The organism is Peptoniphilus koenoeneniae, assembly GCF_030812875.1.
GTDB lineage: Bacteria > Bacillota > Clostridia > Tissierellales > Peptoniphilaceae > Peptoniphilus_B > Peptoniphilus_B koenoeneniae.
Map to the genome: position 1 here is coordinate 119,816 of NZ_JAUSTN010000002.1, position 22,729 is coordinate 142,544.

At 30.0% G+C, this 22,729-nt stretch carries 23 protein-coding genes and 2 tRNA genes; 5 read left to right on the top strand and 20 right to left on the bottom strand.

Translation table 11 applies throughout. From position 1 onward, the window contains the following. Positions 1-7: 7 nt before the first annotated feature. On the bottom strand, positions 8-1,075 hold the full coding sequence (phaC, locus tag J2S72_RS02150) for a class III poly(R)-hydroxyalkanoic acid synthase subunit PhaC (protein ID WP_023055556.1): 1,068 nt from the start codon (positions 1,073-1,075) through the stop codon (positions 8-10). Positions 1,076-1,086: 11 nt separating this feature from the next. Further along, positions 1,087-2,160, bottom strand: coding sequence for a poly(R)-hydroxyalkanoic acid synthase subunit PhaE (locus tag J2S72_RS02155; RefSeq protein WP_023055513.1), 1,074 nt, complete (start codon positions 2,158-2,160; stop codon positions 1,087-1,089). A 205-nt stretch (positions 2,161-2,365) separates the two neighbouring features. On the opposite strand from J2S72_RS02155, the gene J2S72_RS02160 reads away from it, so the two are divergent. Continuing rightward, positions 2,366-4,042, top strand: coding sequence for a M3 family oligoendopeptidase (locus tag J2S72_RS02160; RefSeq protein WP_307494901.1), 1,677 nt, complete (start codon positions 2,366-2,368; stop codon positions 4,040-4,042). 45 nt (positions 4,043-4,087) lie between these two features. Here the strand turns inward: J2S72_RS02160 and J2S72_RS02165 are convergent, their stop codons facing one another. The 10 genes from J2S72_RS02165 to J2S72_RS02210 all read right to left on the bottom strand — a co-directional run bounded on the left by J2S72_RS02165 (position 4,088) and on the right by J2S72_RS02210 (position 12,709). Beyond that, positions 4,088-4,603: an ECF transporter S component gene (locus tag J2S72_RS02165; protein ID WP_307494902.1), complete on the bottom strand. Its 516-nt coding sequence runs from the start codon at positions 4,601-4,603 to the stop codon at positions 4,088-4,090. Further along, positions 4,600-5,478: an Hsp33 family molecular chaperone HslO gene (gene hslO, locus J2S72_RS02170; protein WP_023055604.1), complete on the bottom strand. Its 879-nt coding sequence runs from the start codon at positions 5,476-5,478 to the stop codon at positions 4,600-4,602. The genes J2S72_RS02165 and hslO overlap by 4 nt, the downstream gene beginning before the upstream one ends. Beyond that, positions 5,466-6,170 carry a class I SAM-dependent DNA methyltransferase gene (locus tag J2S72_RS02175; RefSeq protein ID WP_023055573.1) on the bottom strand — a complete coding sequence of 235 codons (705 nt, stop codon included), beginning with the start codon at positions 6,168-6,170 and terminating at the stop codon, positions 5,466-5,468. Before J2S72_RS02175 ends, hslO begins: the two co-directional genes overlap by 13 nt. Next, complete coding sequence (locus J2S72_RS02180) at positions 6,167-6,889, bottom strand: SIR2 family NAD-dependent protein deacylase (protein WP_023055543.1); 723 nt, start codon at positions 6,887-6,889, stop codon at positions 6,167-6,169. The genes J2S72_RS02175 and J2S72_RS02180 overlap by 4 nt, the downstream gene beginning before the upstream one ends. Positions 6,890-6,891: 2 nt before the next feature. Further along, entirely contained in the window at positions 6,892-7,734 is an 843-nt protein-coding gene (locus tag J2S72_RS02185; protein ID WP_307494903.1) for a type II CAAX endopeptidase family protein, read from the bottom strand. A gap of 58 nt (positions 7,735-7,792) precedes the next feature. Beyond that, a complete protein-coding gene (gene hpt / locus J2S72_RS02190; protein WP_023055588.1) occupies positions 7,793-8,320 on the bottom strand; it encodes a hypoxanthine phosphoribosyltransferase in 528 nt (175 codons plus the stop codon). 191 nt (positions 8,321-8,511) lie between these two features. Further along, positions 8,512-9,105: a recombination mediator RecR gene (gene recR, locus J2S72_RS02195; RefSeq protein WP_023055512.1), complete on the bottom strand. Its 594-nt coding sequence runs from the start codon at positions 9,103-9,105 to the stop codon at positions 8,512-8,514. Beyond that, entirely contained in the window at positions 9,102-9,443 is a 342-nt protein-coding gene (locus tag J2S72_RS02200) for a YbaB/EbfC family nucleoid-associated protein (protein WP_023055610.1), read from the bottom strand. Before J2S72_RS02200 ends, recR begins: the two co-directional genes overlap by 4 nt. Before the next feature lie 2 nt (positions 9,444-9,445). Then, positions 9,446-11,119, bottom strand: a complete 1,674-nt coding sequence (gene dnaX / locus J2S72_RS02205) for a DNA polymerase III subunit gamma/tau (RefSeq protein WP_023055549.1) — start codon at positions 11,117-11,119, stop codon at positions 9,446-9,448. Between the two features lie 357 nt (positions 11,120-11,476). Further along, on the bottom strand, positions 11,477-12,709 hold the full coding sequence (locus J2S72_RS02210) for an aminopeptidase (protein WP_023055505.1): 1,233 nt from the start codon (positions 12,707-12,709) through the stop codon (positions 11,477-11,479). Between the two features lie 88 nt (positions 12,710-12,797). Between J2S72_RS02210 and deoD the strand changes: the two genes are divergently transcribed. From deoD to J2S72_RS02225, 3 genes are all read left to right on the top strand, one after another. Beyond that, positions 12,798-13,499, top strand: coding sequence for a purine-nucleoside phosphorylase (gene deoD, locus J2S72_RS02215; protein ID WP_023055568.1), 702 nt, complete (start codon positions 12,798-12,800; stop codon positions 13,497-13,499). Then, the gene (locus J2S72_RS02220; RefSeq protein ID WP_023055617.1) at positions 13,496-14,053 is read left to right on the top strand and encodes a ComEA family DNA-binding protein; all 558 of its coding nucleotides are present in this window, start codon (positions 13,496-13,498) and stop codon (positions 14,051-14,053) included. The genes deoD and J2S72_RS02220 overlap by 4 nt, the downstream gene beginning before the upstream one ends. Positions 14,054-14,103: 50 nt before the next feature. Then, a tRNA-Trp gene (locus J2S72_RS02225) sits at positions 14,104-14,179 on the top strand. Between the two features lie 36 nt (positions 14,180-14,215). Here the strand turns inward: J2S72_RS02225 and J2S72_RS02230 are convergent. The 4 genes from J2S72_RS02230 to polA are packed head-to-tail and all read right to left on the bottom strand — an operon-like array spanning position 14,216 to position 18,353. Next, the gene (locus tag J2S72_RS02230; RefSeq protein ID WP_023055521.1) at positions 14,216-14,932 is read right to left on the bottom strand and encodes a metallophosphoesterase; all 717 of its coding nucleotides are present in this window, start codon (positions 14,930-14,932) and stop codon (positions 14,216-14,218) included. Next, complete coding sequence (locus tag J2S72_RS02235; RefSeq protein WP_023055536.1) at positions 14,929-15,102, bottom strand: glycine zipper; 174 nt, start codon at positions 15,100-15,102, stop codon at positions 14,929-14,931. Before J2S72_RS02235 ends, J2S72_RS02230 begins: the two co-directional genes overlap by 4 nt. Further along, complete coding sequence (gene coaE, locus J2S72_RS02240) at positions 15,071-15,709, bottom strand: dephospho-CoA kinase (protein WP_307494904.1); 639 nt, start codon at positions 15,707-15,709, stop codon at positions 15,071-15,073. The genes J2S72_RS02235 and coaE overlap by 32 nt, the downstream gene beginning before the upstream one ends. Beyond that, positions 15,696-18,353 carry a DNA polymerase I gene (polA, locus tag J2S72_RS02245; RefSeq protein ID WP_036739436.1) on the bottom strand — a complete coding sequence of 886 codons (2,658 nt, stop codon included), beginning with the start codon at positions 18,351-18,353 and terminating at the stop codon, positions 15,696-15,698. The genes coaE and polA overlap by 14 nt, the downstream gene beginning before the upstream one ends. An 85-nt stretch (positions 18,354-18,438) precedes the next feature. On the opposite strand from polA, the gene J2S72_RS02250 reads away from it, so the two are divergent. After that, positions 18,439-18,525: transfer RNA gene (locus J2S72_RS02250), tRNA-Leu, on the top strand. A 33-nt stretch (positions 18,526-18,558) separates the two neighbouring features. On the opposite strand, the gene J2S72_RS02255 is transcribed toward J2S72_RS02250, so the two are convergent. From J2S72_RS02255 to J2S72_RS02270, 4 genes are all read right to left on the bottom strand, one after another. Continuing rightward, on the bottom strand, positions 18,559-19,065 hold the full coding sequence (locus J2S72_RS02255; RefSeq protein WP_023055596.1) for a hypothetical protein: 507 nt from the start codon (positions 19,063-19,065) through the stop codon (positions 18,559-18,561). Between the two features lie 57 nt (positions 19,066-19,122). Then, positions 19,123-21,195 (bottom strand): elongation factor G, encoded by a 2,073-nt coding sequence (fusA, locus tag J2S72_RS02260; RefSeq protein WP_023055532.1) that lies wholly within the window; start codon positions 21,193-21,195, stop codon positions 19,123-19,125. Between the two features lie 85 nt (positions 21,196-21,280). After that, positions 21,281-21,832, bottom strand: a complete 552-nt coding sequence (locus tag J2S72_RS02265; RefSeq protein WP_023055574.1) for an isochorismatase family protein — start codon at positions 21,830-21,832, stop codon at positions 21,281-21,283. Continuing rightward, positions 21,829-22,725 carry a PfkB family carbohydrate kinase gene (locus tag J2S72_RS02270; protein ID WP_023055501.1) on the bottom strand — a complete coding sequence of 299 codons (897 nt, stop codon included), beginning with the start codon at positions 22,723-22,725 and terminating at the stop codon, positions 21,829-21,831. Before J2S72_RS02270 ends, J2S72_RS02265 begins: the two co-directional genes overlap by 4 nt. Positions 22,726-22,729: the final 4 nt, after the last annotated feature.

The window sequence follows — 22,729 nt, forward strand, 5'->3', positions numbered from 1 at the left end:
TGCCTATTTAATCTCTTTCTTTTAAGAATTTAATTATTTTCGGACTTACTTCTCTTTGACTTCTTCCTGAAACGAAAAGTCCTATATGCCCTGTATCTATTTCCACAAGTTCACAATCTTTAGAACCTATAAGTTTAGGTATAGGTCTTGTAGCATCAGGCGGTACTTGATTATCTTTTTTACCTAACATAACAAGAACTGGGCAAGTTACATTTTTAAGGTCAACTTTTTTGCCTTCAAGAACAAGTTCACCCTTAGCTAAAGAATTGTTATGATACATTTCATTTTGGAATTCTTTATAGGCTTGTCCAACTTGGTCAGGTGAATCAAATATCCATTGTTCCATTCTAAGGAAGTTTGCCATCTTTTCTTCATCATCTAAAATATCAATAAGGCTTACATATTTATCAACCATTAAATCAAAAGGCTTTAATAATACAAATCCTGCATTCATAAAATCTCCTGGAACATTTCCAAAGGCTTCAACAATTTTATCTGCATTTAAATATGGACCCCATTTAAACAAAAGTCCGTCGTCAGTTGAAAAATCTATTGGAGTTACTAAAGATACAAGGTTCTTTACCTTTTCTTGATGAAGTGAAGTGTATATAAAGCTAAAAGTTCCGCCTTGGCAAATTCCCATTATATTGACTTTTTGAATTTTATGTTTTCTTCTTACAAATTCTACAGCTTCATCAATATATCCGTTAATATAATCTCCTAAAGTAAGATATCTGTCATCAGCTGTTGGATAACCCCAGTCTATAATATAAACATCTATTCCACCGTCAAGAAGTTTTCTCATCATAGATTTATCAGGTTGCAAATCCATCATATATTCCTTGTTGACAAGGGCATACACTACAATTAAAGGTGTTTTTGTTATGTCTTTAACTCTTGGCTCATAATGATAAAGTTTCATCTTATCCATTTGAAATACAAGTTCTTTTGGAGTTTGATTAGCTCCTGAATAGTCTACATTCATTAAAGTTTCCAAACCCTTTGCCATCTTTTTTTGAGTCTCCATCATTTGGGATAAGTTTTGAGCATAATCCATTTTAAACATATTGTCCATTAATAGCCTCCTTATTTATCAGCTTTTGGCTCTTTGTCAAGTTCACTTTCGTCTTTATGCTCTCTAAATTCTCTTCTCATTTTTCTAATTTCGGTTTTAAGTTCATGCACCGTTTTATAAAGTGAGTCCATATCCTTATTTGTAGGTACTGGCATATATTTTAAAGAATCTTCAATTACTTTATCCATTTGAATTTTAAGAGTTAAAACTGAATCTACAAAGTTTCCTAAAAATTTTGAAAATTCCGTTGAATAAAATACTTTGTCAAAATTATTTGAAAGAGAAGTTTTCCAAAAATCATAAAATTCATCAAAAGTCTTTGGAGCTTGTCCTTCTTCAAGAAGCTTAAAAGAATCCTTAATTACATTTTGAGTTGTTTCGTTTACAATTGTTTGAAGTTTTACTGTAAGTTCAGCTGTATAAGTTATAAATCTTATATATTTATCTAAAGTTTGAAGCCTTTCTTCTTGAGTTTTTCTTGAAATACCTACCATGGGCATATTCAAAAGTTTTCCGAAAGTTTTGTTATAGTTTTCTTTCCATTCATCAAAATATTTTAAAAATCCTTCAGGATCCTTAAAAGTACCTTCAACATAAGAATCTGTCATTTTTTTAATAGTGTCAGCCCAAGGTCCGTAAAAACTTGTCATAGTTTTTTCATAAGCATCTTTTATTTCATAGGCATTGTCAAACATTTCTTGAACTTCTTTAGGAAGATAAGCAGAAACGTAAGTTCCCATATAGTTTCTTACATTTTTTTCATAATCATTCAAAATTTTTTTCATTCTTTCTTGGGTGGGCTTAAAATTTTTGTCATAAATTTCTTTGTAAAGGTCATATATCTTATAGTAAACTTCAGATCCTTGTTTTATTTTATTTAAAACTTCTGACGGATCTCCCCTATAAGAAAAAAACGGACTGTCTTTCATAGAGCCGATAAACTTTTCATAGGTTTCCATAGGATTTTTTACATTAAAAGGAACTCCATAACTTCCCCCAAAATCCTGTAAAGTTTTAGACCAGCTATCAATCATTTCTTTTTGAGAAGCATATAATTGATCAAAAAAATTATAATCTTTTTCCATTTTATCTTCCTCCTTTTTTTTCTAAAACTTCTTCCATTTACATTATACCCCTATAAATTACTAAATTAAACTTTTTAAATAAAATTTTTTAAATTATTGTACTAAATTAGTAAAAAATAAAAAAATTTTTAATTTCGTATATTTTCCTTAATTTAAAAAGACTTATTTTTGTGTTAACATAAAAAAAGAATAATTGGAGGTAAATATGAAATTTAAAGAAATGCCCTATGAAAGACCGAACATTGATGAATATAAAAAAGTCTTTCATGAAAATTTTGATGATTTTAATAATTTAGATGTAAAAGAACAGTATAAAAGAATTTTAAATTTTGAAAAATATAAAGATGATTTTTCTACTAATTGCACTCTTGTTTCCATAAGACATTCCATTGATACAAGGGATAAGTTTTATGATGCAGAAAAGGAATTTATAGATGATTTATATCCCTTAGTTGCAAATATAGATGTGGAAGTCGCAAAAATTATTTTAAGTTCAAAAAATCTTAATGAACTTAAAAAACTTACTGGTGAACAATTTTTAAATTTATTGGATTGTTCTTTGGTTATGAAGGAAGAAGCTATTCCCTTTATGCAAGAGGAAAATAAACTTATTACAAAATATGATAAGCTTATAGCTTCCGCACAAATTGAATTTGATGGTAAGGTATTAAATCTTGCGCAAATGAAACCCTATCTTGAAAGTAAAGACAGGGATATAAGAATAGATGCCTATAAAAAACAAAATGAATTTTTTAAAGACCATGAAGAAGAATTTGATAAAATTTATGATGATTTAGTAAAAGTTCGTAACAATATGGCTAAGGCTTTAGGCTTTAAAAATTATGTTGATTTACAATATAAATTTTTATACAGAACTGATTACAATTCAAAAGATGTAAAAAAATATCGTGACTATATTTTAAAAACTTTTACCCCCTTTGGAGTTGAACTTAGAAAAATTCAAAAAGAAAGAATCGGAATAAAAGATTTTAAATATTATGATTGGACTATTGATTTTAACGAAGGAAATGCAAATCCCATTGGTGATGAAGGGTTTATTGTTGAAAATGCTAAAAAAATGTACAATGAGCTTTCTAAAGAAACCGGCGAATTTTTTAATCTTATGACCTCTATGGAACTTATGGATCTTGTGGCAAAGCCTGGAAAAGAAGCTGGCGGATATTGTACTGGCCTTGATAAGTATAAAGTGCCTTTCATTTTTTCAAATTTTAATGGCACTCAAGGTGATATTGAAGTTATAACTCATGAAGCTGGACATGCTTTTCAAATGTATATGTCAAGGGATTATGAAATTTCTCAATATAGATTTCCAACTTATGAAGCTTGTGAAATTCATTCTATGAGCATGGAATTTTTCACTTGGCCCTGGATGGAATTATTTTTCGGTAAGGGAGTAAATAGATTTAAATACAGACATTTAAAGGGTGCCATAGAGTTCTTGCCCTATGGTGCTACTGTTGATGAGTTTCAACATTTTGTCTATGAAAACCCTGATGTAAGTCCTGAAGAAAGAAAGAAAAAATATCATGAAATAGAAATGAAATATAGACCTGATCTTGATTATGATGATGAGTTTTTAAACAAGGGAACTTTCTGGTTTAGACAAGGTCATATTTTCGCAGTTCCTTTTTATTATATTGATTATACTCTTGCCCAAGTTTGTGCTTTTCAATATTTAATTAAGAATTTAGAGGATCACAAAAAAGCTTTTTCTGAATATTTAACTTTATGTAAAGCGGGAGGATCTCAATCTTTCTTTAAACTTATGGAAATTGGAAAAATTAAAAATCCTATGATTGATCGAACTCTTGAGGAAATTATTCCAAAGTTAAAAGAAATTTTAAATTCAATAGAATTTTAAAAAAATAAACCTGCAAAATTTTGCAGGTTTATTTTTTATTATTTTTTAATTGTTTAAGTCAAAGTGCATAGAAGTAAGAGCTTTTTTTATAGGATTTATTATTAAGGTTACAATAATTGATGCAAATAAAATTTGAACAATATTTCCAGGTATATTTGCAAGGGGTGCAGCCATACTCTTATACATAATGCATTCTCCTATATAATATCCACAAACTTTAATTATAAGAGCAAATATAAAGGCAGCCATTAGTTTCTTAAAAGAAAGTTTTTTATGAGTAATCTTTCCCATTCCTAGACCCATTATAATTCCTGTTATTATTGTTATAGGCGCCCAAGCTCCCCATCCTGATGTAATGTCAAAAAGTCCCATACCAACAGCTCCTGCTATGGCACCAGGTGTAGGTCCAAGTAAGATGCTTGTTATAAAAAATGGAACATTCCCAAGATGTACAAGACCTCCTGTAACAGGTCCTGGAACTCTAACTACCCAAGTAAATAAATAAGTAAGTGCAATGGAAATTGCACAAGTTGTTATAAAACGTGTATTTTTAGTATTCATTTTGTAATCCTCTTTAGTATATTTTTTAATTCTTCTTCTGTAAAATCATACTCCTTGTTGCAAAAATAACATTCAACATGAGCATGACCATCTTCTTCAATAATTTCCCTTAATTCTTTTTCTCCCAAAGACTCTAAAGAATCTTCAACTTTTTCTCTGGAGCAGTTGCATCTGTAACTTACTTCTTTTTCTTCTAAAATGGAATATTCAATTTCCCCGTAAATTTTATCTAAAATTTCTTTATGAGTAAAATTTTCCAATAAATAAGTAATATTGCCAAGAGATATAATTGAACTTTCAATTTTTTCTATAATTTCTTCTGGACAATCTGGCATAAGCTCGAGAATAAATCCTCCTGCATTTTTAACAGACAAGTCTTTATCTACTAAAACGCCAAGTCCAACAGCGGAAGGAATTTGCTGAGAGGTTAAAAGATAATTTGCAAAATCCTCTGCAATCTCTCCACTAACTAAGGGAACTTGTCCCACATAAGGTTCTTTCATCCCAAGGTCCATTGTAACTTTTAAAAGGCCCTTTCCCACAAAACCAGCAACATCAATTTTATTATCACTTTGTCTTATAGGTAAGTCAAAGTCAGGATTTTCCACATAACCTTTTACATAACCGTCATTTTGACAAGTTGCAACTATTCTTCCTCCCGGACCATCTCCTGCAATAATTACAGTAAGGGAATCTTCTTTGTTCTTTAAACCACTCACCATAATTGCTGCAGCAGTTAAAGTCCTACCAAGAGCTGCAGAAGCAGTTTTAGATAAATTATGAATTTTTCTTGCTTCTTCTACTAAATCTCCTGTATCTGCAAATTTTGCTTTTACAAGCCCATCTTTTGAAATTGTACTTATTATTTTTCCCATTTTTTACAAACAAAGGTCATCCTATGAGACCCTTTAACGTCACCCTCTCTATTGTAGTCATTATATTTTTTTATATCAAAGCCCGCTCTTTTTAAATAAGCTTCTATTTTTTTTAAATCGTGGGCTTTTTCAATATGTTCTTCAGTAACTCTCTTATACTTATCCTTATCCCTTATAAAAAAATTTACATAATAAGTATTGAGTCTTTTATCTTCATCATAGTAATCTTCCCAAACATAAAAAGCATTCTCCGATTCATCCACATAAATTTTTTCCATAGATAAAAACTTTTCATGGGTATTTAAATCAAAAATAAATTTGCCTTCATTGTTTAGGTGTTTATAAACATTTTTAAAAATATTTTCTAAGTCTTCTGTTTGTAAAATATAATTCAAACTGTCCGATAGACATAAAATTCCATCATAGGTCTTCATCATATTAAAATTCTTTATATCTAACTTATATAGGGGAGCTTTCACTTTATTTCTTGCAATAGCAAGCATATCTTCCGATAGATCAAAACCTTCCATCTCATACTTATCTTCAAGAAGCTCTATAATTGTTCCGGTTCCGCAAGCCATTTCAAGAATTGTCTTTCCCTCTATTTCTTCTTTAATAAAATTTGCAAGTTTTTTATAATCTAAGTCCCACATAAGTTCATCATAAACTTCAGCAAAAGAACCATAAATCATTTAAGAGCCTCTATAATTTTCTTTAAAGTTTTTCCCGCAGGTTCATGAATTACTACTTGTGCATAGGAATCAAAAGGCGTAGGATCATTGTTAATTATAATTAAATTTTTAACGTATCTGGGCAAATAATTTACAGGAGAAACTTGTAAGGACGATCCTATAACTATTAAAAGGTCTGCATCTTCCAAATCTTGTGCCGCCCTTGTAAAATCATCAGGCATCATGTCCCCAAACATTACAACATTTGGCCTTATTACTCCTCCACAATTACATTTAGGTGGAATTATATTTTTTTCCACTTGGTCTTTCATATAAGAAAAGGGATAAACTTTTCCACAAGACATGCATCTTACATCTCTTGTTTCACCATGAACTTCATAAATATTTGAGCTTCCTGCTTTTGTATGGAGATTATCTATGTTTTGTGTAATAATTCCCTGTAAATATCCAAGGTCTTCCAATTCTTTAAGAGCAATATGGCCTTGATTGGGAGATTTGTCATTTAAATCGGATAAAATAACATAGCCCTCAGAATAAAATCTTTTAGGATTTTTTAACAAAACATCCTTAGATAGAGCTGCCATAGGATCCATTTTTGAGTAATATCCTGTTTCAGATCTGAAATCAGGTATTCCAGATTCAGTGGATATTCCTGCTCCTGTCAAAGCAAAAATCTTTTTTGAATTTTTTATTAATTCAACTGCTTTTTCTATAGACATAACTACCTCCTAAAAATTTGAAAATTATAAACTAAATACAATATTATTTCAGCAAATATAGGAATAAAACTGAAAAGTTCAATGTTTCTAAGACTCCTGTATTTTTTACCTATTTCACTTACTTTTCTCTTTTTATTCATGTATTTAAAAATATATCTTATGGCAAAAAAACTTATAATACTTGCAAAAGTCAAAACAACTATTGTAAAAACTTCCACACTGCCTATTTCTCTTGAAAAATTAGTAGCAGATAAAAATTTAAAAAAGTAGTCATTCAAGTATTTTGCAAAGATAATTGCAATTATATTATTTGTAAAATGAGCAGTTATAGGAGCAAAAATTGAGCCTGTAAGCTCCATCATGTTTGAAAATAATATACCTAAAAGCAGGGGCGCAATAAAATTTTGTATGTCAAAATGGCTGATGGCAAAGACAAAAGAACTCATAAAAATAGCAAATTTTCTTCCGTAAATGTCATAAGAGCTTAAAACTGCCCCTCTGAAAAAAATTTCTTCACAAATAGAAGGTAAAAAACATACAAAAATAAAATATTTTTTAATTTCCGACTTGGTAAAAAGATCCATGGAAAAATTATTAAATTCCACAAACTTTGAAATTAAAGTCAAAAATATGCCGTTAAATAAAAGTATTATGGGGTAGGACAAAATAGTTACTAAGATAACTAAAAATAAATCTGTAAAGCTTATTTTGTTTATATTTAAAATACTTTTAGCCCTTCCACTTAAATTAACAACTATTAAAGAAGGGATAAGGAGGATAAAAACCTCAGTAATAAAAGTTCCCAGGAAAAAATTTTTGTCTTGTATAGAATTTCCTATGGTCAAAAAAAGTATGCCGAAGATAAGACAAAAGATATTAACGCTGAAAACATTAAGATATTTTCTATTTGTTCTCATAAGTAAAAATATAAGGAACGTTTCTCATATAGTCCCCGTAATTAAGACCATAGCCTACTATAAATACATCTTCAATGGTAAAAGCTACATAATCTGGTTCAACATCTACCTCTCTTCTTGAAGGTTTGTTTAAACAAACGCAAGATTTAAGACTTTTGGGACCCATCTTTTGAACTTTTTCTTTTACAGCCTTTAAAGTATTTCCTGAATCTACAATATCATCAACAATTAAAACATCTCTGTCTTTTACACTACTTCTAAGTCCACCTAGGAAATTTACAATACCGGAACTTTTTTCTTCATTTTCATAACTTGTAGTTGTTAAAAAATCAATTTCAAGTTTTAAATCAATATTTCTCACAAGATCAGCAGCAAAAATAAATGAACCTCTAAGAAGAGAAATAACTAAAAGATCCTTATCTTTATAGTCTTCAGTTAAAATCTTCCCAAGTTCAACTACTCTTTTATCTATGTCTTCCTTTGAAAAAAGAATAAGACGTTTTTTATTTTCCATGATTACCCCTTTTTATCTCCCTTATTTCTTTTTGTATGTCAATTAAACTCATTTGAATAGTAATTAAAATAATTATTATAATTATTAAGTAAATATCTCTCATAAATACCCCTTATAAAATTATAACATTAAAGACCACTTCTATAAATAAGCTATAAATAAGTTTAAAAAATACCGGCTCTTGCCGGCACTTAAATTTCTTGTCTATTGTTTAATGCAGTTGAAATAGTAACTTCATCATAATATTGAAGATCTCCTCCCACAGGAATGCCATATGCAATTCTTGTAGTTTTAATTCCAAGAGGACTTAAAAGTCTTTTTAAATACATAGCAGTAGTATCTCCGTCAGTTGTAGGATTAGTTGCAACAATAATTTCTTTAATTTCCGGATTAGATAATCTTTTTATAAGTTCACTTATAGTCAAATCATCTGGGGATACTCCCCTTAAAGGTTTTATGGTTCCGTGAAGAACATGATAAAGGCCATGATAAGCTCCGGTCCTTTCCATTGCTAAAACATCCTTTGGGTATTCTACAATACAAATAGTAGAAGAATCCCTATTTAAATCAGAGCATATGCTGCAAGGATCTCCATCAGTAAAATTACAACAAATTGAACATCTTTTTGTATTTAATTTTGCATTAATTATTGAATCCGATAATTTTTTTACATTTATTTCATCTAAATCCAAAATATAATAAGCAAGTCTTTGAGCTGTTTTTTCTCCAATACCTGGAAGACCTGAAAGCTCATTAATTAATTCTTCAATGGGTTTTTGACTCATAGGCCAAGACCCGGAATGTTTAAACCTCCGGTTAATTTTCCCATTTGTTTTGCAGCCTTTTCATCACTTTCCTTTAAAGCTCCATTTACAGCTGCAACAATTAAATCTTCAAGCATCTCTACATCATCTGGATCAACCACATCCTTATCAAGTTTAATACTTAAAAGTTCTTTTTGACCGTTAACTGTAGCTTCAACAGCTCCGCCACCTGATGTAAAACTTGTAGTTTCTTCTTTAAGGTTATCTTGCATTTCTTCCATTTGTTTTTGAAGCTTTTGCATTTGCTTCATCATGTTGTTCATGTTCCCACCACCGGGAAATCCTTGAAATTTTGCCATTTTTAATTCCTTTCTATATTTTCTTTTCCAAACAAATCATAAAGTTTGTCTATAGCTTTTTCCTTTTCAATATTTTTTTTAAGTTGAAATTTTATATTTATATCCCTATTAAATTCTTTTTTTAAAATTTTTTCAATAGCTTTAATATTATCTTCCCTATTAATAAGATCATACTGTAAGTTTTTTTCTTCCATAAAATCTATGGTAAGTCTATCCTTATCTAAATAGCAAGAAGAGGCTTCTTTTAAGTTTATGGACATTATAAGTAGATTGTTTTCTAATGCTAAACTTATGAGTTTATCTAAATCAAAATCTCCATCTTGTGTCAAAACTTCTTCCTGATTTTTTTCTTCCTTCAAATTCTCCTCGGATTCAATAAACATTCCCTCGGGAACTGAAATCTCGTCAAAATCTTCCTCTTGACCTTGAAAACTATCTTCTGCCATAGAATCAAGATAATCTTCATAAGATTTATCGTAAGATTTTTTTTGATTTTCAGTTTGAGCTTCAAAATTTGCACTTTGAACTTTTTTTAAATCTTTAGAAGACAAAAATTTTATCTTATTTTCCAAATTTTCAAGGCGACTTAAAAGAGAATCTCCACCGTTACAAAGCTCAATTAAAGAAAGCTCTAAAATAATTCTCTTATTAGTAGCAAATTTGCTTTTTTCCTTAGCTGTATTTAAAGAATTTATAATTTCAATAATAAAACCTAAAGAAAATTCTGAAGCTAAATTTAAATAACTTTCCAAATCGCTAACCCATAAAATTTCCTTGGGATCTTTAACTTCTTTTGCAATTAATATCCTTCTGAAAAAAGTGATAATTTCATCTAAAAGAACATTTAAATCCCTTCCCTCATCAGATAACTTTGCAACTTGCTTAATAATTTTATCAGAGTCCCTGTTTAAAATACCCCTTGCCAAAGCAAAAAGATTGTCCTCAGTTGTCATGCCTAAAATAGAAATGGCATCCTCATAGGAAATGTAATCTGGACTTGAAGCTACAAGTCTATCTAAAAGAGAAACCGCATCTCTCATGGAACCATCAGCAGCATTTGCAATAATCGTATAGACTCTTTCATCTATTTGTTTATTTTCCTTTTGTAAAATATCTTTTAAATTCTCAATTATTTTAGGAATAGAAATTCTAACAAAATTATATCTTTGAGTCCTTGATAAAATAGTTTGGGGAACTCTTTCCGGCTCCGTTGTAGCAAGAATAAAAATTAAATATTCCGGAGGTTCTTCCAAAACTTTTAAAAGAGCATTAAAAGCTCCCTTGCTCAGCATATGAACTTCATCAATAATATATACCTTATATTTTGATTGGGATGGGGGATAAACCACCTTTTCCTTTAATTCACGAATATCATCAACACCGTTATTACTTGCGGCATCCATTTCCACAACATCTAAGTTTGTTCCATTTAATATGGACTTGCAAACTTCACACTCATTACAAGGATTGCCATCAACAGGATGCAGACAATTTACAGCCCTTGATAAAATCTTTGCCATGGAAGTCTTTCCCGTTCCCCTTGTGCCTGAAAATAAATAAGCATGAGAAACTTCTTTATTTTTAACTTGATGCTTAATGGCATTTTTTATATGATCTTGACCTACAATTTCATCAAAATTTTTAGATCTGTATTTTCTATATAGTGCTTGATACATAATTCACCCTTTTTTAATTATAACATACGTATCTATGTATTAGGCACAAAGCTTCTCTCAAAAAATTTTTTAAAAAATTAAGATAATATTTTTTACGCTTCACGTGAAGCATTTTGTTTTTGTTTTTTCTATTTTTTCTTTATATTTTTCTTTTTCATTTTTTATCTTATTTAAGTCGCCTTACGGCGCCGGACCAATAAATTTGTTCCTACAAAACTTATGTAAGACTCTAGGGACCATTTTACCGGTCCGCGTGTATTGTGTGAGAAAACAAAATAAATTTTTTTATAAAATATTTTTTCAAATTAAAAAACCTTAACTTTTATTGTTAAGGTTTAATTTAAATATATAAAATTTTTAAATTACAAAATCGCCATTTTTAAAAATCTCTACTTCTTCTCCGTTTTCTTTTATACCTATAATTTCCGTTGATTCGTCTCCTACCATGAAGTCAACGTGAACTAAAGAGTCGTTTACTCCATTTTGTAAAAGTTCTTCTTCAGACATATTTTCACTTCCCTTTAAACAATTTGGATATGCTGCTCCAAGGGCAAAATGGCATGAAGCATTTTCATCATAAAGGGTGTTATAAAAAAGTACTCCCGTTTGAGAAATCGGTGAATGATATGGAACAAGGGCAACTTCTCCCAGCCTTTTTGCTCCTTCATCTGCTGTTAAAATATTTTCTAAGACTTCTTTTCCTTCTTTTGCTCCATATTCTACAACTTGACCATCTTTAAATTTAAACCAAAAATCTTTTACCAGGCTTCCGTTGTGATTTAAGGGTTTTGTTGCATATACTATTCCATCTACTCCTTGTCTATGAGGAAGGGAAAAAATTTCTTCTGTTGGAATATTTGCAACAAATTTTTGACCATCTTTATTTATTTCTTCTGCTCCTTCAAAAATATAATTTTCAGGAAGTTTTACTCTTAAATCTGTTCCAAGTTTTGATTTATAGTGAAGTTCTTTAAATTTACTTTGGGTCATATATTTTGCACGATTTTTTAAAGTTTTTATGTGTTCATTCCAATTTTCAATTGGATCTCCTTCTAAAACTCTTGCAGTTTTAAATATTAAATCCCAAAGTCTTTCTATTACCACATGATTTTCATATTCAGGAAATACAACTTTTCCCCATTTAAGAACTGGAGCTCCTATTACACACCAGGAAATATAGTCTGCCATCATTTTGTCATAATAATTTTTCATGGCTTTTGAAACTGCTATGTTTCTTATTTTTATTTTATTTTTATCTATATTTTCGAAGGCATAGGGGTCTTCTCCCGTTACTGAAAGTCTTTTCCATTTTTCTTTTATTTTAAGCTCAGATTTATCTATAAGATATTGAGGAACTTCAGCAAGACTTTCTTCATCTTGGTAAGTGTAGTCAAGCTTTGAAAGGTCTGTGTCCCTATAATCCACAAAAACTTTTTTTGCTCCCATTTCATAGGCTGTTTGACACAAAACTTTTGCAAAGTCTGCTCTTTCTACAGGAATATTTATTTCTAAAATATCACCTTTTTGAATATTCAAGCCCTTAACCATAACAAGTTTTGCATAAGCTTTTATTTTTTCTTTAAATTTCATTTAATCACCTCTAAAATATTATAGCATCTTGAAGATAAAGCTTCATTAATATAAAATACTCTTGAAAATAATATTAAAAGGAGTTTTTATGACTACACCACATATAAATGCAAAAGACAATGCTTTTGCAAAAACAGTTTTAATGCCGGGAGATCCTCTCAGGGCAAAATTTATTGCAGAAAACTTTTTGGAAAATGCTAAACTTGTTACTGATGTGAGAAATATGCTGGGCTTTACAGGTCTATATAAGGGCAAAAAAATTTCCGTTATGGGATCAGGCATGGGTATTCCTTCCATAGGTATTTATTCTTATGAGCTTATTAATTTTTATGGAGTTGAAAATATTATAAGAGTGGGATCTTGTGGAGCTATAAATGAAAATTTAAATTTATATGATATTGTCCTTGCACAGGGTGCCTGCACAAATTCAAATTTTGCAGATCAATATGATTTAAAGGGAACTTACAGTGCCATCTCTTCTTTTGATCTTTTGAAAAAAGCCTATGACCAATGTATTAATAAAAATTTACCTGTTCATGTGGGAAATGTTTTATCTGCGGATATTTTTTATAATGCCGATTCTCAAAATTGGAAAAAGTGGCAAGCCATGAATGTCCTTGCTATTGAAATGGAATCTTACGGCCTTTATTGCAACGCAAATAAAAATGGAGCAAAGGCTCTTTCTATCTTAACGGTTTCAGACAGCCTTGTGTCCGGAAAGGAAACTACAAGCGAAGAAAGAGAAAAGTCTTTTACAAATATGATGGAGATTGCACTTAATATAGGATGAAATTTTCAAAAGTTGAATTTATGATCTTGGGTCTGATAATTTTATTGACCCTTGGATTTTTTTATAAAAAATATGAAAATAAAAATTTAGAAATGTCACAGGATTCCGGAAAAGTTTTAAATTCCGGAACCTTTGACGAAAATAAAGATTCCTCAATTTATGTCCACATAAGCGGAAGAGTTAAAAATCCTGGTCTTTATGAAATTCAGGGAGATGAAAGACTAAAAGATTTGATTGAAAAAGCAGGAGGCCCTCTTGAAGATGCTGACCTTAATTCTTTAAATCTTGCTCAAAAACTTAAGGATGAAGAAAAAATTGTCGTCCCTTCTCTTATAAAAGAGGAAGGTGATGAAGGTGAAGAAAAGTTTATAGACATAAATAGGGCTGATGAGGAAGAGCTTCAAAACATTCCAGGCGTGGGGCCTAAGATGGCTAAAAAAATAATTAATTATAGAAAAAATAATTACTTCACAAAAATTGAAGACTTAAAAAATCTACCCGGTATAGGAGAAAAAAAGTTTGAAGAAATTAAGGCTTACATAATTGTAAAATAATCTTGAAAAAAACTTTTTCATTTGGTAAGATATAAAAGCATTCAAACTTTAGGGGTATAGTTCAGTTGGTAGAACATTGGTCTCCAAAACCAAGTGTCGTGGGTTCGAGTCCTGCTACCCCTGCCAATATAAAAACCGTTAGAAAAATCTAACGGTCTTTTTTTATTCTATTACTGTAATTCCTACAGGATCTAAAATTCTGAAATTTATTTTTCCTCCAAGTCCTCCATCTACATAAAGGAGGCTTTTATTTATTTTATATAGTCCCATGGAATATTTTGGAAAAAGTTTAAAGTTATTTCCTATTACTTGCCCTAATATGGGAAATCTCACCTGCCCTCCGTGGGTATGACCTGCTAATATTAAATTAAAATTTCTTCCGTCAATAGCCTTTTCTGGTGCGTGAGTTAATAAAATATTTTTCCCCTTTTCCAATTTTAAATTTTGGAAACTTTCAAAGTCTTCTCCATAAATTTTTACATTTTTATATTCTAAAGGATTTTTGTCTAATAGTATTATTTTATGTTTTCTTAAGATTTTTAAAAATTCTCCATATTTTCTATTGTCATATTCATGATTTCCCTTTACGAATAATATTTTTATATCTTCTCTTATTTTCAATGCTTTTATAAATTTTTCTGCCCTTTGAAAATTTTTTGTATCTCTTGAAATTATATCCCCTGTCAAAAATATTATTTGAGGATTTATTTTTTTTAATTTTTTATTTAAAAGCTTTAAATTTATAAAAGGGCTGTTGTGATAATCACTTATTTGCACAGCCCTAAATCCAAGTTTAATTTTTATTTTTTTTACTTTTATAAATGAAAGCTGATAAATTTCATAAATAAAAAATATAAGAATTAAAAAAAGAATTTTCATTCGAATCTTTTTCCCTCTACGAATACTCCCAGAAGAAGTCCTGTTAAAGCTCCTATTAAGGCTCCTAATTTTTTTTGTCCAAAAAGCCCGCCTATTAAGGTGCCTAATAGAATACAAATTAAAACACTTATTGTCAATTTATATTTGGGTTTTCTTGTAAAAATTTTCATATTCTTTTTCCTTTTGTTTTACTATTTTTTTTACTTTTTCTCTTAAATCTTCAAGGCTTCCTGAATTATCTATTATAAGGTCGCTAAGTTCTTTTTTCTTTTCTATGGACATTTGAGATCTTATTTTTTTAATGGCAAAATCCTTATCTATTTTATCTCTATTCATAAGTCTTTTTATTTGTATTTCTTCCGGTGTATAGGCAAGCCATATTTCATTAAATTTTAAACCGTAGCTTTTTCCTTCTTCATAAGTTTCAAATAAAAGAGGAATGTCCAAAAAATTTATGCCTGGAATTATGCTTTTTATTATTTCTTCATAAACTTTAGGGTGTATAATTCTATTTATTTTTTTTAAATTTTCTTCGTTTCCGAAAACTTTCTTTCCTAAATATTCCCTGTTTATCTGTCCGTCTTTTATGGCTTCTTTTCCAAATTCTTTTTCAATTTGATCAAGTACTTCTTTTTTTTCCGATACCCTTCTTGCAATTTTATCTGAATCGATTATATAGTAGCCCAATTCTTTTAAGATTGATGTCAATGCTGATTTTCCCGTTGCTATTGACCCTGTAAGCCCTATTATTAAAGGTCCTTTATTATTTTGTGTCATACAAAGATTCTCCCACTTCCTGATCAACTGTTAAGGGAACTTTTAGTTCTTTCGCACTTTCCATAATTTCCACCATAAGTTTTTTTACTTGATCAAGTTCTTCTTTTTTTGCATCTACTACAAGTTCGTCATGGATTGTTAAAATTAATTTACTTTTCATTTTCTTGTCTTTTAAGGCTTTATAAACTTTTACCATGGCAATTTTTATTATGTCTGCTGCAGAGCCTTGTATAGGTGTATTTAGGGCTATTCTTTCTCCAAATTGTCTTATGTTGAAATTTTTTGCTTTTAGTTCTGGTATGTCACGTCTTCTGTTGAAAATTGTTTTTACAAAGCCCTTTTCTTTTCCATTTTTTATTTCTTCTTCCATATAGGCTTTTACTTTTGGAAACTTTTCCCAATAGCCGTCTATATATTCTTTAGCAAGATTTCTTGGAATATTTAATTGCCTTGAAAGTCCATAATCGGAAATTCCATAAACTATTCCGAAGTTTACAGCCTTTGCCCTTGAACGTTCTTCTCTTGTAACTTTTTCAATATCTACTCCAAAAACTTCAGAGGCGGTTTTACTGTGAATATCCATTCCATTTTTAAAAGCCTTTACCATGTTTTCATCTTCTGAAAGACTTGCAAGAATTCTAAGTTCTATTTGTGAATAGTCGCAGTCTACAAGAAGGCTATCCTTTGATGCTAAAAATGCCTTTCTTAAAAGTCTACCTTCTTCTGAACGTATTGGTATATTTTGTAAATTAGGTTCCGTTGATGAAAGTCTTCCTGTGGATGTTACTGTTTGATTAAAATGGGAATGAATTCTTCCAGTTTTTTTATTTATAAGCTCTATAAGGCCGTCGACATAAGTTGATTTTAATTTTGAAAGTTTTCTGTACTCTAAAACGTCTATTACAATATCCCCTTGGTCAACTAATTTTTCAAGAACTTCAGCTGATGTGGAATATCCTGTCTTGGTTTTTTTTATGACTGGAAATTTTAATTTATCAAACAAAATTTCTCCCAATTGTTTTGGAGAGTTTATATTAAATTCTTCTCCTGCTTCTTCATATATTTTTTCTTCAAGTTTTTTTAATTTTATCTCCAAATCTTTTCCGATTTCATTTAAAATGCTCTCTTCAGTTCTTATTCCTGTAAGCTCCATAGATGCAAGGACTTCTGTAAGGGGAAGCTCCATATTATAGTAAAGATCTGTCATTTTATAGTTTTCAATTTTTTCTATTTGAAGCTTATAGATTTTTTTTATGGTGTTTAAATAAAAGGCAAAATATTTTTCCAATTCTTCTAAGCTTAAATCTTCATATTTTTTTCTTAGTTTTCCCTTACCTAAAAGTTCTTCATCACTTTTATAGCCCTTTGAAAAATATTCCCCTGATATGGTGTTTATATCAAAATCTGTCTTGGTAGAATCTAAGATATATTCTGCTACAAGGCTGTCATGATAGATGTTTTTTATATCAATTTTGTTGTAAAGAAGGATTATTATGTCTTCTTTTATGTCGTAGCTTATTTTTTTAATTTTCCCATCTTCAAAAACTTTTTTTAAAAGATTTAAATTTTCTTTATTGTAGTCAATTATTATAGGCTTTAATTTTTCACTTCCTAAAACAAACTTAATTGGCTCTGTGCCTTCATATATTTTCCCGTCGGTGATTATCTTAAAGAATAAGATTTGCTCCTCTTGTGAAGCCTCTAGGAGCTTCTCAAGACCATAGTTTCCCCTTTCAAATATATCTTCATGAACAGTTTCAGTTTTTTCCTTTTGATATTCTTCCGGAAGTCTTTTTAAAAGAGTGTTAAAATCTAAATCCTTATAGAGTTTTAAAAGTTCTTCAAAATTGTAGTCTTTTTTTTCAAAATCTTCCAAATTTTTTTCAATAGGAACATTTCTTATAATTGTTCCCAATTTTTTGGACATAAAGGCTTGAGCTTTATTTTCTTCCAATTTTTCTTTTAATTTTTTTCCAGAAACTTGGTCTAAGTTTTCATATACTCCTTCAAGGTTTTCAAAGTCATATAAAAGTTTAAGGCCTGTTTTTTCTCCAACTCCTGGAACTCCAGGAATATTATCGGAACTGTCTCCCATAAGACCCTTTAAATCTATAAATTGATTTGCCCTTAAGTTATATTTTTCTTTTAAGTATTCTTCATCTACAATGTCAATATCACTTATGCCCTTTCTTGTTAAAAGGACTTTTGTATTTTTATCTACTAACTGAAAATAGTCCTTATCTCCTGTTAAAAGATAAACTTCAAAATTTTTTTCTGAAGCTTTTTGAGCAAGAGTGCCTGCAATATCATCAGCTTCATATACGGGAGAATCTATTGTAACTATGTTCATGTAATCTAAAATTTTTCTTACAAGGGGCCACTGTTGCTCTAGTTCTGAAGGAGTTTTTTGTCTTGTGCCCTTGTAATCTTTATAGATTTCATGGCGAAATGTCCTTCCTTTTTTATCAAAGCAAACTGCTATGTAAGCGGGATTTATTTTATCTATTGCATTTTCAACCATGGAAATAAATCCATAAATTGCATTTGTATACATTCCTTTTTTATTTTTTAAAAGGGGCAGAGCGTAAAAAGCTCTAAAAAATAAGGATGAACCATCTATTATTAATATTTTATTCAAACTAATCACCTCAAAACTTATTATATCATAGGAATATTTTTTAAATTATTTGCATTATTAAAAAAATATTGTTAAAATAAATCATAGTCTTGCCGGAGTGATGGAATTGGCAGACGTGCCAGACTCAAAATCTGGTGGTGGCAACACCGTGCGGGTTCGAGTCCCGCCTCCGGCACCATTTTTTTATAAGCAATTTAAAAGAGCCGAGATTTTATCTTGGCTCTTTCTTTGTATTTTTTTCTTTTTCTGCTTTTTCTTTTTTTTGGTCTATTACTTGTTTTTGCCCTTCTATTATTTTTTTAAGCCTTTTATCGTTTTTATAGTCCACTTTTTCTAATTCTTCTTTTGCTTTTTCAAATTCTTTTAAATTTAAAAGGGCTGTTGATAAATTAAAGTGATAGATATTTCTGCCATATTTTGTTTTAGGTTTGTTTTCTATGTTTAAAAGTTTATTATAAAAATCTTGAGGGTTTTTATTTTTTTTATATTTTCTTACATATTCATTTAATTCTTCAGTAATTTTTTTATCTTTTTGCATTTCTATAAGGGGCCTTATTATTAAAATAAATAATATTAAAAGTCCTATTATGCAAAGAAAAAATACTAAAGCGAAGGCTTCTTCATTTTTTTCTTTTAAAAATGATAAAAGTAAATATCCTATAAGACATAATAAAGCAAATAGAAATAGGGTAAAACCAACTGTTTTTTTATCTTTCATAATTTTTCACAAATAAAACCTGCTTAACTTATAAGCAGGTTTTTAATTTTAAATCTTTTATTTTTCTTCTTCCTTTAATTTTTTAGCTTCTTCAATTACCTTTTCAGCTATTTGTCCTGGAACTTCTTCATATCTTGCAAATTCCATTGAAAATGTTCCTCTTCCTTGAGTCATTGCACGAAGGTCTATTGAATATTCAAACATTTCTGCTTGAGGTGCTTCTGCGATTAAAAGTTGTGTTCCGTCTGCTTGTTGATCCATTCCAAGTATTCTTCCACGACGTTTGTTCATATCTCCCATTACATCTCCAAGATATGCATCTGGAATTGAAACTTCCACACTCATTATAGGTTCAAGAAGGGTTGGTTTTGCTTCTTGGATTCCCTTTTTGTATGCAAGGTTAGCTGCAAGTTTAAAACTCATTTCGTTTGAGTCTACATCGTGATAGGATCCATCGTATAAAGTTGCTTTGAAGTGGGTCATTGGATATCCTGCCAATACTCCATGTTCTTTTGATTCTATTATTCCTTTTTCAACTGCAGGGAAATAATTTTTAGGAACTGCTCCTCCAAATACTTCTTCTGCAAATACAAATTCTTCTTCTGAAGGTTCAAATCTAATCCAAACATCTCCATATTGTCCGGCGCCACCTGATTGTTTTTTATGTTTTCCTTGTACTGATGAAGTTCCTTTTATTGTTTCTCTGTAAGGGATAATAAATGGAACTATATTAACTTCAACTCCGAACATATTTTTAAGTTTTTGTAAAATTACATCTAATTGTACTTGGCCTTGTCCGCCAATGGTAAGTTGCTTTGTTTCTGTGTTTCTTTCAATAGTAAATGACGGATCTTCATCTCTAAGTCTTCTTAGGGAAGTTGAAAGTTTTTCTTCATCACCCTTTGTCTTTGGTTCTATTGCATAATATAAAACAGGATGTGGGTATTTCATTTCCTTGTATTTTACAGGATGATTTTTATCTATTAGAGCATCCCCTGTTTCAGTAAATTGTAATTTTGTTGTTGCTCCTATATCTCCTGCGTTAATTTCAGGAACTTCTATTTGAGTTTTTCCTCTCATAACAAAAAGTCCGCCTAATTTTTCATTTTCGCCTTTGTTTATGTTGAAAACAGGAGTGTCTTTTGTTATTTTTCCTGAAATTACTTTAAATATTGAAATTTTTCCAACAAATGGGTCTGTATTTGTTTTAAATACAACTGCTGAAAAAGGTTCTTTTGAGCTTACGCTACGTTTTTCCCCTTCTTCATATCTAAAGCCTATATGGGCTCTTTGATCGTTTGGAGCAGGCATATAATTAACTATGGTGTTTAATAAAATATCTATTCCTATTCCCTTTTCTGCACTTCCTACAAGTAAAGGAACGGCATCTCCTGAAAGTAAAGCTGATGTAACTCCCTTTAAAAGTTCTTCTCTTGTGAATTTTTCTCCACTGAAATATTTTTCCATTAAAACTTCATCAGATTCAGCAACTACTTCTGCAATTTCTTCATACATTCTTTCTGTTGCTTTTACTTGATCGTGAGTTAATTCTATTTCGGAAGGTCCTCCATTTGTGTATTTAAAACCCTTTTGGTAAATTACATCTGTAACTCCTATAAAATCTTCTCCGCTTCCAATAGGAACTGAGAATGGAATTACTTTTTTACCGAAATTTTCTTCCAGCTCTTCCATTAATTTTCTAAAGTTTACGTTTTCTCCATCAATTTTATTTATAAAAATAATTCTGGGCATTCCTATTTTTTCAGTGTATTTCCACATTCTTTCAGTGCCCACTTGGATTCCGCTTTGGCCATCAATAACCATAAGTACTGCCTCAGATGCTCTTAAGGCCCCTTGTGCTTCTCCTATAAAATCAAGATATCCGGGAGTGTCTATTATATTTACTTTATAATTTCTCCATTCAACGGGTATTATTGATGTACCAATAGAAGAACCTCTTTCTATTTCTTCTTTAGAAAAATCACTTACAGTATTTTTGTCAGAAACAGATCCCAATTTTTTAGTTGCTCCTGACTGAAACAGCATAGCTTCCGTAAGATTTGTCTTTCCACTTCCACTATGCCCAACCAGGGCTAAATTTCTCACCTGTTCAGTATTATAAACTTTCATATTAAATCCTCCTAAGTATTGAAATCGTTTGTAACAGTTTCATTATAACATTAAAATAAATTTTATACTATCTTGCCTTTACTCTTTAAATAATTAATTTTTGAACTTTTTTAAATTCAGGAGTTCCTGAAACTTCACAAAGATCAAATAAAATGCTTTCAATGTTTGTTACAACGCAGCCCAAGTCATTTAATTGCCTAAGGGCATTTTCTCTATTCTTTTTATTTCTTGAACCCACTGCATCTGATAGAATAAATACATTAAGGCCTGAATCAACCATATCTCTTGCCGTTTGGAAAACGCAAATGTGAGCTTCAATTCCGGCAATTACAACTTGTCTTTTCCCAAATTTTTTTATTTCTTCTAAAAATTTTTCATCTCTCATACAAGAAAAATATGCCTTGTCAATTTGAGGTGCATTTTTTATAAATTCATGGATTTCTTTATTTACTCCCCCAAGTCCCTTAGGATATTGAAGGGTTATTATTGAATCAATATTTAAAATTTCTGCAGTTTTTGCTAGGATTACTGAATTTTTTAAAATTTCATCCCTATTTTCAATAGCTTTTAAAAGAGAATCCTGTAAATCTAAAAATACAAAAAGGGTATCATCTCTGTTTATCTTATAATTTTTCATTTTAATCTCCTAATTTTTATGTCACTTGATAAGATTTTTATGTCGCTCATTTCAATTTCATAAATGGATTTTTTACTTAAAGAAATGGCAAGAGAAGTTGTGAGCATAAGTTGGTCTTTATAATTTCTGTTTAGAGAAAGAGCAAGCCCTCCCAAAAATCTATTCTTATCAATTTTTTTATCTTTAAAATCAAACTCTGCCTTGTAGGAATTTTCACCATCTGAATACAAAACTCCTCCATCACTTATTATGAAGGCTTTTTCTGCAAGTTTTTCAGTCATTGCCTTTGCAAGCTTTACTCCTTCACTTTCAAAATTTATTTTTAAATCAAAAAATTCTTCAACTTGGTTTTTGCTTGCAACAAGACCTGTAACCCTATCTTCTCTTAACAAAATTTTATCCTTAAAACTTGCCAAAACTTTTATTTTATTATTCCTACAAAGTTTTATTAAATTTAAAATAACTTCATCGGAAATATTTTTTTGATCATTGTCTGTAACTACAAAATAGTCCTCTTGCTTTAAATCTTTAGTGAGCATATACAAATCTCTTTCAGTTTGCCCTGTTATCCTGGGTAAATTTCCAAAAATTTTTGTAAGCCCCTCCTTATTTAAAATTCTAATTTCTTCCCTTGGATTGTCATTGATTTCCACATGGGAAAAATCTATTTTATTGTTTTCTAAAATTGAAGTTATGGTTTTTTTGTTTGCTCCGCCTAAAATTGTAAATAATTTTGAATCTTCTCCCAATTTTTTTAATAAAAGGGCATTTTCTATGCCATATCCATCTGCATATTCAAAAGAGGACTTGGCAAAATTATCTCTATTCTTTTCAAAATCATCAATTTCAAATTCTTTAACATATCTTGGATTTAGATCTGTAAAATAAATCATCCTA

Coding starts and splice junctions, on each gene's coding strand:
- phaC (WP_023055556.1), bottom strand. CDS start 1,075: ATGGACAATATGTTTAAAATGGATTATGCTCAAAACTTATCCCAAATG.
- J2S72_RS02155 (WP_023055513.1), bottom strand. CDS start 2,160: ATGGAAAAAGATTATAATTTTTTTGATCAATTATATGCTTCTCAAAAA.
- J2S72_RS02160 (WP_307494901.1), top strand. CDS start 2,366: ATGAAATTTAAAGAAATGCCCTATGAAAGACCGAACATTGATGAATAT.
- J2S72_RS02165 (WP_307494902.1), bottom strand. CDS start 4,603: ATGAATACTAAAAATACACGTTTTATAACAACTTGTGCAATTTCCATT.
- hslO (WP_023055604.1), bottom strand. CDS start 5,478: ATGGGAAAAATAATAAGTACAATTTCAAAAGATGGGCTTGTAAAAGCA.
- J2S72_RS02175 (WP_023055573.1), bottom strand. CDS start 6,170: ATGATTTATGGTTCTTTTGCTGAAGTTTATGATGAACTTATGTGGGAC.
- J2S72_RS02180 (WP_023055543.1), bottom strand. CDS start 6,889: ATGTCTATAGAAAAAGCAGTTGAATTAATAAAAAATTCAAAAAAGATT.
- hpt (WP_023055588.1), bottom strand. CDS start 8,320: ATGGAAAATAAAAAACGTCTTATTCTTTTTTCAAAGGAAGACATAGAT.
- recR (WP_023055512.1), bottom strand. CDS start 9,105: ATGAGTCAAAAACCCATTGAAGAATTAATTAATGAGCTTTCAGGTCTT.
- J2S72_RS02200 (WP_023055610.1), bottom strand. CDS start 9,443: ATGGCAAAATTTCAAGGATTTCCCGGTGGTGGGAACATGAACAACATG.
- dnaX (WP_023055549.1), bottom strand. CDS start 11,119: ATGTATCAAGCACTATATAGAAAATACAGATCTAAAAATTTTGATGAA.
- J2S72_RS02210 (WP_023055505.1), bottom strand. CDS start 12,709: ATGAAATTTAAAGAAAAAATAAAAGCTTATGCAAAACTTGTTATGGTT.
- deoD (WP_023055568.1), top strand. CDS start 12,798: ATGACTACACCACATATAAATGCAAAAGACAATGCTTTTGCAAAAACA.
- J2S72_RS02220 (WP_023055617.1), top strand. CDS start 13,496: ATGAAATTTTCAAAAGTTGAATTTATGATCTTGGGTCTGATAATTTTA.
- J2S72_RS02230 (WP_023055521.1), bottom strand. CDS start 14,932: ATGAAAATTCTTTTTTTAATTCTTATATTTTTTATTTATGAAATTTAT.
- J2S72_RS02235 (WP_023055536.1), bottom strand. CDS start 15,102: ATGAAAATTTTTACAAGAAAACCCAAATATAAATTGACAATAAGTGTT.
- coaE (WP_307494904.1), bottom strand. CDS start 15,709: ATGACACAAAATAATAAAGGACCTTTAATAATAGGGCTTACAGGGTCA.
- J2S72_RS02255 (WP_023055596.1), bottom strand. CDS start 19,065: ATGAAAGATAAAAAAACAGTTGGTTTTACCCTATTTCTATTTGCTTTA.
- fusA (WP_023055532.1), bottom strand. CDS start 21,195: ATGAAAGTTTATAATACTGAACAGGTGAGAAATTTAGCCCTGGTTGGG.
- J2S72_RS02265 (WP_023055574.1), bottom strand. CDS start 21,832: ATGAAAAATTATAAGATAAACAGAGATGATACCCTTTTTGTATTTTTA.
- J2S72_RS02270 (WP_023055501.1), bottom strand. CDS start 22,725: ATGATTTATTTTACAGATCTAAATCCAAGATATGTTAAAGAATTTGAA.